This is a genomic window from Flavobacterium caseinilyticum (assembly GCF_004349085.1).
Taxonomy (GTDB): Bacteria; Bacteroidota; Bacteroidia; order Flavobacteriales; family Flavobacteriaceae; genus Flavobacterium; species Flavobacterium caseinilyticum.
Genome location: NZ_SMFM01000013.1, coordinates 27873 through 45620 on the forward strand (window position 1 = coordinate 27873; position 17748 = coordinate 45620).

The window sequence follows — 17748 nt, forward strand, 5'->3', positions numbered from 1 at the left end:
TAATTTGATTGTGTAAAATAAAAATTTATGACAGTAGTAAATATAGTATTTCACCATATAATAAAAGAACTAAAAGGAAAAGCATCTTTAAAATGCTCTGATAAGTTGTTACCCATTAATGCAACTGTCAATGAATTTGTAACAAAATTAATTAAAAACTACAGTTCAAAAAATCCAACTCAAGGAACTTTTCAAGACGATCCTGATAATTATCCATTTCAAAAAAAGGTTGAATCTTATCTAAATGATGGAGATTTCTTGGCTTTTACTCAAGAATCAATGAAAATTCTGGAAAGAGCGATAGATATACCAACAACAACAGGAGGATATGTCGTTTTTGTGCATTATACTGAGAAAAATGTTGATTTTTTGATTACAGCAATGCTTGATAAAGCTGCACAATTCACAGTGGATGACGAAAATTTAGATATTGAAAAATTGATGACTCTTGATGTTGAAAAATTAGCCAGAGCTAATAGATTAAATATTAAAAGATGGCAAGATAAAGATATTTTATACCTATCGTTTATTAAAGGAACAAGAGCAGTTTCCAATTACTTTATTAAATTTATTGGCTCTACTGACATTACTTCTTCAAAAGAAAATTTTGATAAGCTAAAGGATGCTACAAATAGATATTTTATTGAAAAAAATATAAAAGCATTAGAAAAAGATAAAATTAAAGACAAATTTAAAGCCTATTTCGATGTTTGTTTTGATCAAAAAAAAGATGCTGAATTAGAGTCTATTTCCTCTCTTATTAATGACCAAGAACCAAAGGCTTTTTTAGATTTCATAAAAGAAAAAGAACTAGAAGTTAGTGGTAAAATTGCTATTCATAGAAAAACTGATTTTGATTCTTTTGTTAGAACTAAAATTGTTGAAAAAGGATATACGTTGTTTTTTGATAAATCATTGATTAAAACAAATAAAATAACACACATAGGTAATCAAATTATTATCAACGATGTTCCAGATGAATTGATAAAATTAGCTTTTGATGATGAAAAAACTTCTTGATAGTGTAGTTCAGGTTAGAAGACTTATAGATTTACAAAGTGCTGATTCAATTTCTACAATAGGTTTCCTTGTTATTACTGAAACAAATATTGAATATTTTGATTCATTGCTTGATAGTGAAATAATCGATATACTAAGCGTTGGTGAACCAAATGAAATGAAGAGTATAATGAAGGAGGACATTCCTAATTTTATCAACCAACAAGTTTATTTGGACATAAGAACAGGGAATATTAATTGCTATTTTGAAACGGTAAATGATTTTCTAAATGGTAATAAGTTTAAATTAAAAAGTGAGTTATTCTACATTGCTGAAAATGATTATTATTCAGAAGAATCAGCAGTTGTAAATGAAATAGTTAATAACTACAATAAAAACATCGAACTTATTGATTTTTTAAATTCATTATCTCATACTCATCATCTAATAGGAAATCAGCTGAAATATTATTTTTACAGGATTTCAAATAGTATTGTTGAAATTGATATAAAATATTCAATTCAAGATTTAGATTTTTTTTCTGAATTAGAAGGATTTCAGGAATTAAAAAAGGAATTTTTAGACCCGATAAGTCATAAAGACAAAAAGGAATTATTTGTAAATGAATTGGTGAATTTTATAGAGTGCAATTCAAGTGATTATTTGACAATTGTTAAAAATTGGAAAACTATTCTAAATTCTTATAATAAAAGCTATAAATTATATCTGGCTGGTTTTTCATTTGAGAAAATTAAAACATCTTCAAATGAACATTTTCAGAAATTATTAGATCGTATCTATGATTCAATAAGTAAAGTATCAGGATATATTTTTGGAATCCCAATAGGCTTTATTTTATTATTGAATTACTTTGACTATAGCGGTTTGTTAATATTCAAAAACGTCATAATTCTAATATTATCAATTCTTTTTTTTGTTTTGATATGGTACATTTTACTAAAAAATATTAAAGAATCAATAGATGCAATTGAAGAAGATATTGACGAATTTATTAATCTGATTAGTACAGTTATTGTGCTTAAGCCTATTAAAGAAAAATTAGAAAGTCTTAAAAAGGTTTCTATAAAAAAACAACGAAATAAATTACTGATAGTGAAAGGAGTTACAATATCAATATTTGCCCTAACAGTTATTGTGTTTTCTTATATATTCTTAGATATAAGTATTTATTTGTAAAAGGTTTTTATTAGATACAAAGTGCTAATGACTATAGCACTCATATTTTGCTTCGTTGAATGGTATTATAGTTTCTATCATAATTTAATTTTTTAAATTATAAATATATAATTATGACGTTCTTCAGTTAAGTCGTTGGTCTAGTTTATATATTTTAAATCAGTGGTTTAATTTATTTTGTAAGAAAATTTAGATATTTTTTTGTTTAAATGGTAAAATGCTACGATACTGCCATTTAAATTTTGAGCACTTTTAAAAATTTTGATAGTTGCGGGAAAAATAAAAAAGCCTGCAAGAAAAAAAATGTAGTCTTTAAATCCTCGCTCGCAGCATTTTGTCCGTTTTTATAAAAAATCTGCAATATAAACCATTTGCCTTCGACTTTAAAGTGGCTTTCAAAGCCACTTTAAAGTAAAAGCTAAGAATTCATTTTCTTTTTTTAACCAGTTTTAAAAAAAATTATTTAAATGAAATTTTATTAGTTGTTTCTCTTTTTTTCTCATCGATGATTTTTGTATATATCTGCGTTGTCTTTATGTTTTTGTGCCCCAGCATTTTCGATACCGTAAAAATGTCGGTACCTGCTGCCATCTGCAATGTTGCATACGTATGACGAAAGCAATGAAATGTAATATGTTTCTCAATTGATGCGTCGTTAACCCATATAGGCAGCAACCGGTCAACATCCCATTTTTTTAAATCATAAAAGACTCTCTTATATTGATCCACTTTTTCACCTAAAAACTCGAATGCTTCGGGGGATATAGGAAGGGTTACTGGTCGATCAGTTTTTTGCTGCTTAAATCTTATGTAATATCCTTCACTTTTACTGTATTGTACTTCTTCCCATGTAAGTTTTGATATATCGGAATAGCGCATGCCTGTGAGCAGAGAAAAAAGACTGACACGTTTTACAATTTCCTTTTTACAAGGGGTTTTAAATAGCCTTACAGCTTCTTCCATGGTTAGAAAATTCCTTTGAGACTCTTGTTCCTTTATGCTTTCAACCGCAGCATTAACATCCGTTTGAAGTAATCCTTTTTTGTAAGCTTTTCGAAGAGTAGCTTTGATCTTATTGAAATAAGTTAAAGCTGTATTCTGAGCTAAAAACTTACCCTTTTTCCTGATACATTTTGCCTTTAAGAGATACTCCCTAAAATCTTCTATAACAGTCACATCGATATCCTGTATCAGTAAATCCTCATTTTTAAGAAAATTTTCAAAGTGGATAATGGCATAAGTCCAGATATCACCGTTATTACCCGTTTTATGCTCTGCAACAAGCTTGAGATACTGCAGAAATGATTTTTCGCCAATCTCTTTAAGACGAAGTTGCTCTAACTCAAAAGGATTGTAGATCTGTGACTTATTTACTTCATTAAACCTATTTGCACAGATAATTTCAGCTTTATAGAGATTCTCAGAATTCATAGTCTTGTCAACATTATTTTTTGGTTTAGGAACGAGGTATAAACTTAAATACTCCCTACGGTAAAGTTTATGAGTCTTAGGATTGTAAACCGGAGGGAAAAAATCAAGATATAGTGTAATCTTACCACTTGGCAGCATCCTTTTTCTTAGCGTAACATTTATATTTTTCATCTTCCCGCAGCATTAAAAATTATATCAATATCCTGTTTGGATACACAGGTGAATTTTCCAACGGAATATTTTACTATACCCTGCCGTTGAATCAATAGATAGAGCGCTCCTGAAGAAATATTATACTTCTGTTGAATTTCCGTTATAGTATAGCAATTGTCAAAACCAGGAAATTGCTGTCCAGTTTTCAAGGTCACATCCTGTATAGGAATTGCAAAAAAAGCTTCAAGATCGCATCTGCGGATAACAGTTCGTTTGCCAAACTTTGCAATGTCCAGCTGTCCATTGTTAACTAACCTGTAAAGCGTACTTCTGCTGATTCCAAAAAGAAGGGTTGCCTGAGTAATTTTTAAAAACTCAAGAGGCTTTATTTTTTCCAAATCTGTGTTTAAAAGCTGAACGATCTCGTTATTGCTTTTTTCTACTTTTCCTTTGCGTACCAGTGATTTATAACCACGGCTGTTGCAAATGTGCGAACAATACCGTGTGCGCGTTGTTCTGGCTGTGAACTGTTTTTTGCAGTGCTCACAAATTCTGATAACCTCAATGTTAGAACTCATAATGTGACTAATTTTGTGTCCCATTGTGTCTATGTGTCTCTCTGTGTGTCATAATTTCGCCAAAAAAAAATCCAACAAGGAAAATTATTTTCGTGGTACAATAATGGTACAAAAAGGAACAAACTATCTGCAAATAAAGCTAAATAAACAGAAAGAAGAATCCCAGTTAAAATGCCGTTTTATGACATTTTAACTGGGATTCTTTGTTTTATTTTGTGATGTTTTGTGAAACCTATTTTCCGATACAGAAATTAGCAAAAATATTTCCCAAAAGCTCATCATTAGTTACCTGTCCGGTAATGGTCCCAAAATGAAACAAAGCTTCCTTAATATCAATCGCCATCAGGTCGCTGGACAAGTTAGTTTCCAGTCCGTATTTTACTTTCTGGATTTCGTCCAAAGCTTTAAGCAAGGAATCATAATGTCTTGTATTGGTAACGATTGTCTCATTATTTCGCAAAGCGCCGGTATTTACAAACGAGAGTAATTGATTCTTTAAATCTTCAACTCCGATATTCTCTTTGGCACTCAATAAAATTTGTTCTACGTTTAAAGTTTCAAGCTGTTTAATAATGGCATCTTGTTCTTCGTTCGAAATTAAATCAACTTTATTGATTACAATAACTAATGGTTTTAGCGGATATTTATTTTTAATTTTCTCTATTTCGATAATGTAATCTGAACCTGAAACTTTAAACTTTAAACTTTCAAACAAATATAAAACAACCTGTGCCAGTTCTATTTTTTCGAAAGTCTTTCTGATGCCAATGCTTTCCACAACATCTTCCGTTTCTCGGATTCCTGCCGTATCAATGAATCGAAAGCCGATGCCGCCAATCACTAATTCATCTTCAATGGTGTCACGTGTCGTTCCTGCAATTTCCGAAACTATCGCGCGTTCTTCATTCAACAAAGCGTTCAGTAGCGTAGATTTACCTACATTGGGCTCGCCCACGATAGCAACAGGAATTCCATTTTTAATCACATTTCCTATCGCGAACGAATCGATTAAACGTTTCAGTACAAACTCAATTCTGTTTAGCAATTCGTGAAATTGCGTTCGGTCCGCAAATTCAACATCTTCTTCGGCAAAGTCGAGTTCGAGTTCAATCAGGGAAGCAAAATTTAAGAGTTCTTCTCGCAATTTGGATATCTCATTAGAAAAACCACCTCGCATTTGCTGCATTGCAATCTGGTGTGACGCTTCATTATCTGACGAAATTAAATCGGCAACAGCTTCTGCTTGGGATAAATCTAGTTTTCCGTTCAAAAAAGCTCGTAACGTAAACTCGCCCGGATCGGCCATGCGACAGCCTTTTCGAAGTAATAATTGGATAATTTGTTGTTGGATATAGATAGAACCATGACAGGAAATTTCGATAGTGTTTTCGCCCGTGTAAGAATTAGGGCCTTTGAATATAGAAACCAGGACTTCATCCAATGTTTTGGAATCATCCATGATATGTCCTAAATGTAATGTATGGGTTTTTTGTAACGTTAAATCCTTCTTTTTCACAGATTTAAAAACAGAATGACCAATAGTAATGGCGTCGTGCCCTGATATTCGGATTACGGCAATTGCTCCAGCTCCCGAAGGAGTTGCTAACGCCACTATAGAATCGTTTGGAATCATTTTTTGAATCAATTTTATGCAAAAGTAAGTAAAACTTGTAACGCTGCAAGATTCCCTTTTAAAACCAGTATCTTTATTTGCAATTAAAAGTGATTCTATGAGAATTTTATACATATTAATTATTTTTTTGTTGTAATTTTATGTAAATAATGGACTAACAATTAAGTAAAATACGCCATGAAAAAGATCTTATTTCCCACCGACTTTTCGGATGTTTCCAATAACGCATTCATCTACGCATTAAAACTGGCCGACTCGATAAATGCCGCAATCATTACGATGCACGTGTATCAGCTGCCGCAAGCCAACTACATTAATGTGGCGGAATACTTGCATGAAATTTATGATGTTACCGAGTTAAGCAATTTTGAAAATTATAAAGATGAAGTACCAATTTTAAGAAGGATTGCTGAAGAAAATAATTTGGGACATATCAAAATAAGTCACGCCTTAATTTTGGGTAATCTGATTCATGAAATCCAAAAAATCACGCAACAAGAACATATCGATTTTGTGGTGATGGGAACCAAAGGGGCAACCGGACTGAAAGAAACCTTTCTGGGTACAGTGGCAACTAAAGTGATGAATGATGTAAAAGCCGTAATTTTGGCTATACCGGAACGATGTAAATATCAGCCAATAAAAAAAATACTCTTTATTACGCAGTATAAACCGGAAGATATTGATTCTTTCATGAGAGTGATGGCTTTTGCCAACATCTTTCAGGCGCACACGGATTGTTTGCGTGTAGTTCCGCCAAATCATGATGACAAACACGACAACATGAAAGATTGGAATACATTAGTTGAAAACCATGATATTACCTTTCATACCATCAAAGGAGACGACGTTGAAGGTATTATTTTAAATTTTATTGAATTGCATAAAATTAATATGATTGCAATGCATGTGTACCGCAGGAATTTTTTCGAAAAACTATTCCAAACCAGCCTTTCAAAAAAATTGGCTTTTCATATCGATATTCCTATTTTGGCTATTCATGAGTAAAACAGGTTGCTGAAATCTAACCATTTAAAAATTAACAAAATGAAAAAAATTCTATTCCCAACCGATTTTTCCAAAGTAGCGACTAACGCCTTTGTACATGCCTTAGAGTTTGCGAAAATAGTGAATGCCGAACTGGTGCTACTGCACACTTTTCAATTGCCAATATATGACAATCAGTTTTTTCCAGAAAATTATGCCGTTATTTTCAATTCATTGGAACTTTCTCAATTTGATATGTTTAAAGATGAGATCCCAAAACTCCGCGCTATTGCTGAAGAACGCCATTTAAGCAACATCAAGATGACCCACAGGCTGATGGACGGTGATTTGATTTTTAATATCAAAAAAGTAATTAATGAAGATAATATAGATTTTGTTGTAATGGGTACTTCGGGAGCCACAGGCTGGGATACATTTTTCATGGGAACTAATACGGAATCTGCTATTTCACGCATCGATGTCCCAATGTTGTGTATTCCGATAGAAGCTAAATTCAAGAAAATTGAGATTATAGGTTTTACGACCCGCTTTAGACCAAAAGATAAAAAAGCGTTGAAAATGGTCTTGGAAATTGCTAAAAAAACCAACGCCAAAGTAAAATGTCTATATGTAAAAACCAACGAATCGGATGTTTCTAAAGATACCGTAGCCAAATGGGAACAAGAATTTATACAGGAACCAATTGAGTTTTTTGTAGTTCATAGTGATGAGGTCAAAGAAACTATATTGGACTTTATTATGTACAAAGAAGTTGATGTACTGACTATGCTTACCTATAAAAGAGGTTTTTTTGAAGGATTATTCAAACCTAGTTTAACAAAAAAAGTAGTTACCAATTTTGATATTCCAATTTTAGCTATTCATATCGAATAAATGCATTTTAAATTTAAAGTGGTAGTTGAGACTTCATTATTTAACATAGTAAATTGCTTCTCTGCTCCATAAATAATTGTGTAAGCACTATATTTGTCGTTCATCAAATAAAATATGGAAGTTTACAAACAAAAAAAAGAAGGCTTTACAACAGCATTAATCAAAATAAATAAAAAGTACAATACGATAAGCATTTTAAGAATGCTTGCTATTGTACTTTTTCTAGTTTCAATCTATTATTACATCAAAACAAGCGATATTTTTTTTGTCGTTTTGGCTGTTTTTCTTTTTGCTGTATTTGTAACCTTGATGCGTATTCATTCCAAATTACTTTTTCAGAAGCAAGTCAATCAGGCATTGGTGGATATTAATGAAAATGAAGAGTCCTATCTCCAAAGAAATAAAATACCTTTTGAAAACGGAGAGGAATTCAATGATTTTCATCATCCGTATGCCTATGATTTAGATATTTTTGGCGAGCATTCTTTATTCCAAAATTTGAATAGAACTGCCACTTACATTGGAAAAAAAACATTGGCAAACCAACTTTTAACCATTCTTCCAAATGATGAAATTGCCAGAAATCATAAAGCGGTAAAAGAATTATCTCAAAAGGTAGATTGGCGTCAGGAGTTTTTGGCTTTCGCCAAAATAAGCAATGACAAGCAATCTAATTATGAAACTTTGCTCAAGTGGAGTATTTTCAAGAGTACGCCTTTTTCAAAAGTCAGTATTTTTATTTCTTACTTTTCTCCGTTTCTTTTTCTGGGCGTTTTGGTTGCATATTTAGTAACTTCTAATATTATTTTTGCAACTGTTTTGTCTTATTTGTTTGTTTTCAATTTAATTATTTTGGGTCGATTTATGAAGAGAATTCAAGTTGAAATTGCCAATTCATCTGCTATTGATAAAACCATCCATCAATATAGTTTGTTGTTGAAAAAAATCGAACAAGAATCTTTTCAGTCGGAGAAACTGATCGATTTGCAACAAAAGCTACTGTTTAAAAAAGAAAACGCGAGTGTTCATTTGAAACAATTAGCCGGTTTGTTTTCGAAAATGGACAGTATCTCAAATTTCGTCACGGCTATCGTGTTCAATGGAACGTTTCTTTTTAATTTACATGTCTTAAAATCCCTAATTCAGTGGAAAAAAGATCATGCTCACGCGCTCGAAGATTGGTTGGAAGTTATTGGCGAATTCGAAATGTTGAATAGTTTGGCAAATCTTTCCTTTAATAATCCGGAGTTTACGTTTCCAACATTAAATACTAATTTTGAAATTGATTTTTCCAATTTGAGTCACCCTTTATTGAATGAAAAAACAAGAATAGGGAATGATGTCACTTTTCATCCAGAATCCTTCATGATTTTAACCGGTTCCAATATGTCAGGTAAAAGTACGTTCCTGAGAAGTTTGGGAATAAATATGGTTCTAACAGGTGTAGGCGCGCCGGTTTGTGCCAGTCAGGCCAATGTACATCCACTGCCAGTATTAGTTTCAATGCGATTATCAGATTCCTTATCGGATAGCGAATCGTACTTTTTCGCTGAAATTAAGCGTCTTAAACAAATTATGGACGAACTGGAAAATAGACCTGCTTTTGTTTTATTAGATGAAATATTACGAGGAACCAATTCAGATGATAAGCGCAACGGAACAATCGAAGTAGTTAAAAAAGTGATCGGTAAAAAAGCCATTGGCGCTATTGCTACTCACGACATTGAAGTTTGTCTGACAACAAATGATTATCCAAACATACTGACAAACAAATGCTTTGAGGTAGAAATCATCAATAATGATTTGCATTTTGACTATAAACTCCGCGATGGAATTTGTAAAAACAGAAGCGCAACATTCCTAATGAAAAAAATGGGAGTAATTTAATCTCAGATTAAAATTCAGGAAAAAATATTTATTTTTTAGTTAACTGTTAAATGAAAATCTACATACAAACTCCATTCAGCTTACTGAATGGAGTTTGTTTTATGTCTAATTTATCCCGTACTGAAATTTACGAATTACTAAACTGCAGATTACTTAAGTTTTTGTAGATACCATTTTCTAAGGCAAGCAATTCTTGATGCGTTCCCTGTTCAGTAATTTTTCCTTTATCCAAAACTAAAATTTGATCTGCACTACGAATGGTCGAAAGACGGTGCGCAATTATAATACTGGTTCTTCCTTGCATTAAAATTTCTAACGCTTCTTGGACTAATTTTTCACTTTCACTGTCTAATGATGATGTGGCTTCATCCAAAATCAAAATACTCGGATTTTTTAGCAAGGCTCTGGCAATGGCAATACGTTGTCGTTGTCCGCCAGAAAGTTTAATTCCTCTTTCTCCAACTATAGTTTCAAATTTTTCAGGAAAGCTTTCAACGAAATTATAAGCATTGGCTTGTTTTGCAGCGGTAAGAATTTCTTCTTCCGTGGCATTTGGTTTTCCATAAGCAATATTTTCTCTAATGGTTCCTCCAAACAATATTACGTCTTGGGGCACGATGCTCATGTTACCACGAAGGTCTTCTAAATCGAAGTCGTAAATGTTTTTGCCATCTACTAATATTTCTCCTTCATCAATATTATAAAAACGTAATAATAGCGAAGCAATAGTCGATTTTCCAGTTCCACTTGGGCCTACAATGGCAATTTTTTGGCCAAAATTAGCAGTGAAACTAACATCTTTCAATACTTTGATCTCTTTTCTGGAATGATAGCTGAACGCTACATTTTTGAATGTAACATTACCTTTTATTTTTTGGGTTTTAGCAACATCTTGAACTGAATTAATTTTTTCAGGAGTTTCGTCCAGTAATTCAAAAACTCGTTCTGTTGCGCCGATTGCTTTTTGGATTTGGGCATAAAGCTCTGCAATTCCTCCGAAAGAAGCTCCAACAAATGTAGAATACAGTACAAATGAGATCAGTTGTCCCACACTCATCTCTCCGCTAATACTTAATCGAACACCATACCAGACTACGGCTACGATGGCTCCAAAAAGACAGAAAATAATGAATGAAGCAAAGTAACCACGGTATTTCCCGCCTTTAATAGCTATTGTAACAACTTCCTTTATTTTTCCGTTGTAACGGGCAATTTCGTACCATTCATTGGCGAAAGCCTTAACAATACTGATACCTTGCATGGTTTCTTCGACAATTACCTGGCTTTCGGCTACTTTATCCTGAACATTTTTTGAATATTTTCGAATGAATCGTCCGAAAATAACTGCCGCTACAGCGACAAGCGGAACTACAGATAGCATCAACAACGTCAATTTAATACTTTCATTCGCCAATAAAAGAACGCCACCAACAATTAAAATAAATTGTCTAAGGAATTCGGCGATTGTTGATGTTAAAGTATCTTGTATTTGGGTTATATCAGAACTGATTCGGCTGTTTAATTCCCCAACACGCTTTTGCGAGAAAAAGGACATCGGTAGTTTTACTAAATTACTGTAAAGTGCGACTCTAAGATTGGCCAACGTGTTTTCAGTAAAATTGACAAATAAATATAATCTGAAAAACGAAAATATAGATTGAAGAAATAAGATTATAATCAAACCTCCAGCAATCATGTCAGCCTGCGAGTTGTCTTTATTTTTTACGCAGTCAATAAGCATTCCCATTAATTTCGGAAAAGCAAGAGCGGTTGCTCCGGTAAATAATAAAAAAATTAAACCTACATAAAATTTCCAACGGTGATTTCCTGCATATTGAAATATTACGGTTGCTTTTTGGAGTGAACTTGCAGTAATTTTTGATTTTGGTAAATCGTTTTCTTTGAACCTGGCCATTATCTATTGTTTATAGCGCAAATGTAAGACTATAGCGAATCAATACAAAAAAATACTAGAGTTTCATGCTTAACATAACGTACTATGATAGAGCGTAAAAGCAAATAGACTCAATATTTTATTCATTTTTTTTACTTTTTTGCTTGCAGATACGAATTCTAACAGTATATTTGCAATCGCAATAAGGAAATGAAAATGACTCTATTGTTTAGGGCGATTAGCTCAGCTGGTTCAGAGCACCTCGTTTACACCGAGGGGGTCGGGGGTTCGAACCCCTCATCGCCCACTGTGAGGGATTACCGAAAGGTTTTCCCTCTTTTTTTTGTATATAAGACATCCCTTTTCCTCCATTTTACTGGCATTATGAGAAAATATATCTAAAATTGTAGGTGTTCGATATATACCCTCTTGGTAGTATAAGTTACCATTGAACACCATGTTTACAAACTCACGCTTTTGTAAAGTATCTGACCTCGTGTAGGCATGTTTAATATCACCCAATATATCCAGATTACGGTCTAAAATCTTGAAGGCCTTTCCTTGATTTGGGCTAAGCCTTTCTATTGCTGCCTTAAGGGTCAATATATGGTCACTGTAGGTTGAATACCATCTTTCGTAGGTATCCTTGTTTATCTCGTCCCTAAACCATTTTTCTTCTACTGCATTTAATAGCTGCAGTATTTCCTCCAGCTCATGTTTTTTGTCTGCTACTTTTTTCTTGTTTGCCTTTACTTCCTGTTCAATTGAGGCGTAACTGCCATCTCTTATCTCTTTAATCTTCCTTTCGGGAACGCTCATGAGATCGCAGACGTTTAAGAATTGCTCATGTGCTTTGATAGCACTAATGTTGTTATGCTTTGAATGCTTGCATTTATAATAGTAGAAGTATTTTCCAGATTTACCACGAGAAGGCGCACCAGTAAGCGGAGTTCCACAATGGCATTTTACAACGCCCCGTAGCGGTATTTCATCATCGATAACTACCTTTACTTTATCAACTTTCTTCATTTTAGACTGCACCATTGTCCATGTTGTCTTATCAACTATTGGCTCATGAATGGCTGGAAAAAGACCTCCCGGCAGATCTTTGAACGGTTCAACCCTTACAAGCCCTGCATAAACAGGATTTGCAAGCACACGATCAATAGCCATGTTGCCTTTCCTGTCAAAACCTGATTGATAAGCTATTTCTTTGATTTTATATAACGGCACATCACGCAGATACATATCATAAATTGTTTTGACAATTTTAGCTTCTATCTCATTTACTTCAAGGTGCCGCTGTTTTCCTTCTCCAACCTTGCTGTAGCCGAAAGGTTTTTCTCTAGTAAGGAAACGACCTTCTTTTGCACGAGCTGTATAGAGTCCGCCACGCACTTTTATACTCCTGTTGATATTGTCTTCTTCAGCTAGCAACAATTGTAAGCCTGCTCGGAAAAAGCTTCCCGGTGTATCATAATCAAAAACGATCCCTTCGGTCACGCTGATAATCTGAATACTGTATTTTTTTTGGAATTGTTTGACCAAACTCATAGCTTCACCAGCATCCCTGCTAAAGCGGTCAAGCTGGTCTACAAGAAGGTAGTCTACCGATTTATAATGCTTGGCAATGAATGCCTGTAATTTTATAAAATCTGGACGGTCAAAAGTCTTGGCACTTTTACCTCTGTCAATGAACGAATCCACCAACTGTATATTATTATATTGCAGGTATTGATCGGTATACAATTCCTGTCTTTCAATCGAGCCATTGCTTTGCCCTAATTGACTAAATCTTAAATATCTAATCGCCCTCTTCATATAATTCTTTCAATGTTAATGACACAATAATTTCAATCATTAAATTTACGAATTTTTGTTCATTTTCCCGCTCTATATCTTCATAATTTTTTAAGATATATTCTTCTACATCAGTCTGTTTGATAAATTTCTGTTTCATTTTTGTACCTCCTTTTACTTTTGGTAAAACAATAATTTTTAATCTGCACATGAATTTAATACCATAGATGACTTAAGAGTAAATACAGTCTCACCGAGGAACTCTTTGGCTGCATTAGTCTCAAAGCAATATTAGGAACAGTTATAAAAAAAACAAAGACAATCCCTCCTTATCGTCGGGACAGTCTTTGTTTTTAAAAAGAGTTGGTACAGCCAATTTGATGAATCACTCCTTTGTCGTGAATCAACAAAAAGGCTGGCGATTAAAATTGATAGTAGGCACTATCTTTTTTTGCGTCTGGCTTTCTTTTTCATTTGGTTGGCAAATAATACTTCATCATAGTCTTCTGCTTTTCCATTGGATAACAACCCTCCAAAGACTTCTATAAGGCTGCTTTCTTCGGGGCTATTGGACAGATCTTCCTTGGCCAAAAAGCCAAACAGATTGTTTGGTTCTTTGCTATTTTCATCTATAGTGGCATTGTTCTTTGAAGCACCATTTCCCTGTATAGGCTGCTCCATTTTATTGCCATTATTCCACCAGTCATTGAATACGTTAGCCGAAAGGTTTTTGCCTAATTGCGAACCATTCCACACGGATTTCGAACTATGGTCAACAAAGGTTATTCCATAAACTCTGCCTTGCGTATTTCTTCTTACAACGGTATTTATACCTCGTTCCAACAACCATTTTTTGAATTCTTTTTCATCCGATGCCGTCTGCAAGCACATCTCAATGGTTGTCTTAAGCAAAGCTTTGGATGGCTCATTTTTTAACAATTCTTTGGACTGGGCATAGTGTTGTTGAAGATGAAAATATCCTGCCTGTTTACCGAACAGCGAAGCCTTAAAGGGATTGCTTGCTTTTTCTCCCTTTTCATTTATTGCAAAATATACCAGTCCTTGTTTTGGGATTTCATTAAATTCGCCCTTGACTTCTTCGGCGGTAATATTGAAAAGGGAAAGCAGGGCATTGTAGGTTCCGAAACCCTCAAATTTGTAGTACTTTGGTAAATTACGGATTACCGAAGCCATCTGGCTCTTTATATCTCCAGCCTTATAATCAACTGGTTTGAATATTTGATTTTGTGGATTTTGCTTTTTCTCGATAGCCGATATCAAGGAGAATTGTTTTTCCAATTCCCGACAGACATTCATCGAATGTCTTTTTTCAAATTTATCCGATATTTTCCTGCCATTTTCATCCACACAAACTGATACGATATGAATATGGGTCCGCTCAATATCTGTATGCTTGAATACCACAAAAGGCTGTTCAGCGTAACCCATTTTCTGCATATACTTTTGCGCCAGCTTTTCAAATTGTTCATCACTTACTTTATCCTTCGGATCAGGATTGAGAGAGATATGTAATATTGATTTTTCAGTCTTTCGGTTGGCCAGCAGGTACGGTTCAAAAGAACGCAACAGTTGACTGGTGGCAAAACTGCCATCGGGGGTTTGAATTATCTTATTGGTATACAAAATCTGTCCATTATCTTTTTCCACTTTAAGCTGATTGTACACCAAAGCACCATACAGATTGCTGCCTCTTCCGATTTTCGCTATCATTTTTTTAGGTATTTTGCTTCAAATTCCTGGGTTAGTAGAATGATTTTTTGGCACAATACCGCCATTTCTGCTGTCTGTTTTTCCAATTTATAGAGATAGGCTGCGGCTTTCTTTTCAGAAAAATTGCGGTACAGTATTTTTACCACTTGGTTATAATTGGTTCCTACAGTCCTGAACTGTCCGAATAGGGTGGTCAGGCGCATATAGTAATCCATGGTTGCCTTGTCAACCATTACGGTCGTAATTCCTTTTTGGAAAACACATGCCGTAATAAAATGGGCCATTACATCCATGCGTGAAGCATCATAGAGAGAAAGGAATCGTGCATTTTCCTCAGCACTAAGGCTTATAGAATAGCGGTGAACGGCGGGATCTTTCTTGGGATGCCTGCCTCCTTTATGCGGGGTGGTTTTGCCGTTGTCTTCCATAACCATTTTTACTGGTTTCGTCTAAAGAATTTTAAAACCAATTTACTTTATCATTAGTAATGACTTCTGGATATTGCAGAATTTGGAAGCATTTGGCTTATTATTTCCGCATGTGGATTTTCGCTTTTAGGACAACCTCCGTCAAATAAAGCCACGACAGGTCAGTATGTAAGAGTGCCTCACTACGGGATTAATTTCATGAGAAACGTGAAATTATGCTCTACAAAGAAACAGTTAGCAAGGAAATGTGGGAACTTCTCCAAAGGCTTATGAAAGATGAAAAATTGAAAGACTATATATTGGTCGGCGGTACGGCGTTAGCCTTACGACTGGGACATCGCTTATCAGTGGATCTAGATCTTTTTACAACAAAAACTTTTAATTCGCAGATGATGCTCAAATATCTGCATGACACTTACGATGTAAATGAAAAGGAAAGCCAGTTCTTCCCGAACACTGTTCTTACCTACATCGATGATATAAAAGTCGATATTGTTACACACAATTACCCTCTTCTGAATTCCGTGGAAACAGCTGAAGGAGTCCGCATGATTTCCAATGAAGATATTGGAGCAATGAAACTCCATGCGATTCATCAGAGCGGAGACAGGTACAAGGATTTTGTTGACATGTACTTTATGCTTGAACGAGAACCATTAAATTTCTACCTACAAGCCTATCAGAGAAAATATGATAAGGATCCCTACTGGGCTTCCATAGGTCTGAATACATATGACAAGATTACTACCTTTGAAGGTATAGATATGCTGAAAGAAAAAGAGCAAAACTGGAAAATTATCCAAAAACGGCTGGAACTGGCAGTAAAAAATCCTTTGTATAAATTTAAATCAGAAAGCCAGGATTTACCGATTAATCCCAACAAAAAGAGAGGATTTCGCAGGTAATTCAGCAAAAAATACTTATATTTGATACTACACCAATTAAAAAAATAATGAAGCCACTAACCAAACATATACCTAATCTTCACCCTAAATTCTTCTGGGATTTTAGATTCGACAGTATTGACTGGGATGGAGGATATAAAATGGTAATTGCCCGTATTGTTGAGCGTGGAGGTCAGGATCAAATTGACGAAATCGTCCGTTTTTATGGTCGTGAAAAAGTAATTATTTCTATCCGTGACGAGATTTTCTTTCTTCCCAACTATGCCATTGACAAGGCTTTAAAATTGTTTCCTGAACTGAAAAAGGAAGAGATGTACTGCTATCTTAACCGTAAAGATAAACCCTACAGCTGGATTTAGTGAATACCTAAATCCCTAAACGGGTTTTTCTTGGTTTGTTTAATTCCTCATCTTTGCTTTGTTCCATCTTAACGCCAATATTAACTGGCTGGTTTGTACGCTGTCTCAATGATTCTTTTTCGTTTGGAGTTAAATTGTTCCTGCTATCATTGTTTACATAACGAAAAACCGTTTTTACAGACCCCATTATATCCAAAGGTTTTTCAGGCTTCTGTACTGGCTTTTTTTCACTTTCCTTAATTTTAATAACCAATAGTTTATCTAACAGTCTGTTTAGCCCTGTTTTTGTTGGGTTTTTAAACTGTTTGATAAAATTAGAGAAGAAATTGCTTAACATGTTTCCACCCCTGTCTACCTGCATAAATGGAATTTTCTTTCTATCATCCTTTTTTTTAATTTTCCTCTTTTTTTCCTCTTCAGGTTTTGGAGTTAATAATGGTTTTTTCTTTTTTTTCGGTGTTTTATCTTTATACTTATCTTTTTTCATGATATTTTATTTTCAGACAAAAGGTAATTATTAGATTTTTAGATTCTTGTTTTTGACACAGTAAGTCTTTTATTGGCATGGCATGTCAGACTTTCTACGGGTTGAACTTTATATTTTACCCAAAGAAATAATAAAAAGAAAACCAAGGTAGGACGTGCTGGATGAGCCTGTCCAAAAGACTACGGCATAATGGTTTGCTCGTTCCTCACAAACCACCCTTCGGGACTTATTCCGTTTCCTTTTGTCCTGTCTGCATCCCGTCCTTTGAAATTGCTTTCTTTTTCTTTTTTCCGATTTTCTGTTTTCTTTGGAAAAGATATTTTTATTGGTTTTGTGAGGCTCAATTATCTTTTCAAGGTTTGTCTGAAATAAAATCGCAAAGTT

At 34.1% G+C, this 17748-nt stretch carries 17 protein-coding genes and 1 tRNA gene; 8 read left to right on the forward strand and 10 right to left on the reverse strand.

Going from position 1 to position 17748, the window contains the following annotated elements:
• Nucleotides 1–27: 27 nt before the first annotated feature.
• Nucleotides 28–1020, forward strand: a complete 993-nt coding sequence (locus E0F89_RS16560) for a nucleoid-associated protein (protein WP_099715401.1) — start codon at nt 28–30, stop codon at nt 1018–1020.
• A complete protein-coding gene (locus E0F89_RS16565) occupies nt 1001–2197 on the forward strand; it encodes a hypothetical protein (RefSeq protein WP_131910829.1) in 1197 nt (398 codons plus the stop codon). The genes E0F89_RS16560 and E0F89_RS16565 overlap by 20 nt, the downstream gene beginning before the upstream one ends.
• 459 nt (nt 2198–2656) lie before the next feature.
• Here E0F89_RS16565 and E0F89_RS16570 read toward each other — a convergent pair whose 3' ends face one another.
• From E0F89_RS16570 to mnmE, 3 genes are all read right to left on the reverse strand, one after another.
• Nucleotides 2657–3799: a site-specific integrase gene (locus E0F89_RS16570; RefSeq protein WP_099715403.1), complete on the reverse strand. Its 1143-nt coding sequence runs from the start codon at nt 3797–3799 to the stop codon at nt 2657–2659.
• Entirely contained in the window at nt 3796–4359 is a 564-nt protein-coding gene (locus tag E0F89_RS16575) for a helix-turn-helix domain-containing protein (RefSeq protein WP_225872934.1), read from the reverse strand. Before E0F89_RS16575 ends, E0F89_RS16570 begins: the two co-directional genes overlap by 4 nt.
• A 232-nt stretch (nt 4360–4591) precedes the next feature.
• A complete protein-coding gene (gene mnmE / locus E0F89_RS16580; RefSeq protein ID WP_131910830.1) occupies nt 4592–5992 on the reverse strand; it encodes a tRNA uridine-5-carboxymethylaminomethyl(34) synthesis GTPase MnmE in 1401 nt (466 codons plus the stop codon).
• A gap of 177 nt (nt 5993–6169) precedes the next feature.
• Here mnmE and E0F89_RS16585 point away from each other — a divergent pair, with 177 nt between their 5' ends.
• The 3 genes from E0F89_RS16585 (at nt 6170) to E0F89_RS16595 (ending at nt 9760) form a co-directional block, all read left to right on the forward strand.
• Entirely contained in the window at nt 6170–7000 is an 831-nt protein-coding gene (locus E0F89_RS16585) for a universal stress protein (protein ID WP_131910831.1), read from the forward strand.
• A gap of 39 nt (nt 7001–7039) precedes the next feature.
• Entirely contained in the window at nt 7040–7873 is an 834-nt protein-coding gene (locus E0F89_RS16590) for a universal stress protein (RefSeq protein ID WP_131910832.1), read from the forward strand.
• 114 nt (nt 7874–7987) lie between these two features.
• Nucleotides 7988–9760 carry a MutS-related protein gene (locus E0F89_RS16595; protein ID WP_131910833.1) on the forward strand — a complete coding sequence of 591 codons (1773 nt, stop codon included), beginning with the start codon at nt 7988–7990 and terminating at the stop codon, nt 9758–9760.
• A gap of 127 nt (nt 9761–9887) precedes the next feature.
• Here E0F89_RS16595 and E0F89_RS16600 read toward each other — a convergent pair whose 3' ends face one another.
• On the reverse strand, nt 9888–11675 hold the full coding sequence (locus E0F89_RS16600) for an ABC transporter ATP-binding protein (RefSeq protein ID WP_131910834.1): 1788 nt from the start codon (nt 11673–11675) through the stop codon (nt 9888–9890).
• Between the two features lie 211 nt (nt 11676–11886).
• On the opposite strand from E0F89_RS16600, the gene E0F89_RS16605 reads away from it, so the two are divergent.
• Nucleotides 11887–11961 (forward strand) — tRNA-Val (locus tag E0F89_RS16605).
• Here the strand turns inward: E0F89_RS16605 and E0F89_RS16610 are convergent.
• The 4 genes from E0F89_RS16610 to mobA all read right to left on the reverse strand — a co-directional run bounded on the left by E0F89_RS16610 (nt 11952) and on the right by mobA (nt 15613).
• Nucleotides 11952–13475 (reverse strand): recombinase family protein, encoded by a 1524-nt coding sequence (locus tag E0F89_RS16610; RefSeq protein ID WP_131910835.1) that lies wholly within the window; start codon nt 13473–13475, stop codon nt 11952–11954. The two genes, E0F89_RS16605 and E0F89_RS16610, sit on opposite strands and share 10 nt — an antisense overlap.
• Entirely contained in the window at nt 13459–13665 is a 207-nt protein-coding gene (locus E0F89_RS16615) for a hypothetical protein (protein ID WP_131910836.1), read from the reverse strand. The genes E0F89_RS16610 and E0F89_RS16615 overlap by 17 nt, the downstream gene beginning before the upstream one ends.
• Before the next feature lie 230 nt (nt 13666–13895).
• Entirely contained in the window at nt 13896–15185 is a 1290-nt protein-coding gene (gene mobB, locus E0F89_RS16620) for a conjugal transfer protein MobB (RefSeq protein WP_131910837.1), read from the reverse strand.
• Nucleotides 15182–15613 (reverse strand): conjugal transfer protein MobA, encoded by a 432-nt coding sequence (mobA, locus tag E0F89_RS16625; RefSeq protein ID WP_131910838.1) that lies wholly within the window; start codon nt 15611–15613, stop codon nt 15182–15184. Before mobA ends, mobB begins: the two co-directional genes overlap by 4 nt.
• A 215-nt stretch (nt 15614–15828) precedes the next feature.
• On the opposite strand from mobA, the gene E0F89_RS16630 reads away from it, so the two are divergent.
• Entirely contained in the window at nt 15829–16518 is a 690-nt protein-coding gene (locus E0F89_RS16630; protein ID WP_131910839.1) for a nucleotidyl transferase AbiEii/AbiGii toxin family protein, read from the forward strand.
• A gap of 47 nt (nt 16519–16565) precedes the next feature.
• Nucleotides 16566–16877 carry a DUF6922 domain-containing protein gene (locus E0F89_RS16635; RefSeq protein WP_131910840.1) on the forward strand — a complete coding sequence of 104 codons (312 nt, stop codon included), beginning with the start codon at nt 16566–16568 and terminating at the stop codon, nt 16875–16877.
• A 7-nt stretch (nt 16878–16884) separates the two neighbouring features.
• On the opposite strand, the gene E0F89_RS16640 is transcribed toward E0F89_RS16635, so the two are convergent.
• Together E0F89_RS16640 and E0F89_RS17205 are read right to left on the reverse strand one after the other, a co-directional pair.
• Nucleotides 16885–17364 carry a hypothetical protein gene (locus E0F89_RS16640; RefSeq protein ID WP_131910841.1) on the reverse strand — a complete coding sequence of 160 codons (480 nt, stop codon included), beginning with the start codon at nt 17362–17364 and terminating at the stop codon, nt 16885–16887.
• 179 nt (nt 17365–17543) lie between these two features.
• Complete coding sequence (locus E0F89_RS17205; protein WP_165930014.1) at nt 17544–17708, reverse strand: hypothetical protein; 165 nt, start codon at nt 17706–17708, stop codon at nt 17544–17546.
• Between the last annotated feature and the right edge of the window lie 40 nt (nt 17709–17748).

Bases quoted from the DNA above. Each gene is read 5' to 3' on its own strand.
- E0F89_RS16585 (WP_131910831.1), top strand. From the start codon at position 6,170: ATGAAAAAGATCTTATTTCCCACCGACTTTTCGGATGTTTCCAATAAC.
- E0F89_RS16565 (WP_131910829.1), top strand. From the start codon at position 1,001: ATGATGAAAAAACTTCTTGATAGTGTAGTTCAGGTTAGAAGACTTATA.
- E0F89_RS16575 (WP_225872934.1), bottom strand. From the start codon at position 4,359: ATGAGTTCTAACATTGAGGTTATCAGAATTTGTGAGCACTGCAAAAAA.
- mobB (WP_131910837.1), bottom strand. From the start codon at position 15,185: ATGATAGCGAAAATCGGAAGAGGCAGCAATCTGTATGGTGCTTTGGTG.
- E0F89_RS16630 (WP_131910839.1), top strand. From the start codon at position 15,829: ATGCTCTACAAAGAAACAGTTAGCAAGGAAATGTGGGAACTTCTCCAA.
- E0F89_RS16600 (WP_131910834.1), bottom strand. From the start codon at position 11,675: ATGGCCAGGTTCAAAGAAAACGATTTACCAAAATCAAAAATTACTGCA.
- E0F89_RS16635 (WP_131910840.1), top strand. From the start codon at position 16,566: ATGAAGCCACTAACCAAACATATACCTAATCTTCACCCTAAATTCTTC.
- E0F89_RS16570 (WP_099715403.1), bottom strand. From the start codon at position 3,799: ATGAAAAATATAAATGTTACGCTAAGAAAAAGGATGCTGCCAAGTGGT.
- E0F89_RS16610 (WP_131910835.1), bottom strand. From the start codon at position 13,475: ATGAAGAGGGCGATTAGATATTTAAGATTTAGTCAATTAGGGCAAAGC.
- mnmE (WP_131910830.1), bottom strand. From the start codon at position 5,992: ATGATTCCAAACGATTCTATAGTGGCGTTAGCAACTCCTTCGGGAGCT.
- E0F89_RS16615 (WP_131910836.1), bottom strand. From the start codon at position 13,665: ATGTGCAGATTAAAAATTATTGTTTTACCAAAAGTAAAAGGAGGTACA.
- E0F89_RS16640 (WP_131910841.1), bottom strand. From the start codon at position 17,364: ATGAAAAAAGATAAGTATAAAGATAAAACACCGAAAAAAAAGAAAAAA.
- E0F89_RS16560 (WP_099715401.1), top strand. From the start codon at position 28: ATGACAGTAGTAAATATAGTATTTCACCATATAATAAAAGAACTAAAA.
- E0F89_RS16595 (WP_131910833.1), top strand. From the start codon at position 7,988: ATGGAAGTTTACAAACAAAAAAAAGAAGGCTTTACAACAGCATTAATC.
- E0F89_RS16590 (WP_131910832.1), top strand. From the start codon at position 7,040: ATGAAAAAAATTCTATTCCCAACCGATTTTTCCAAAGTAGCGACTAAC.
- mobA (WP_131910838.1), bottom strand. From the start codon at position 15,613: ATGGAAGACAACGGCAAAACCACCCCGCATAAAGGAGGCAGGCATCCC.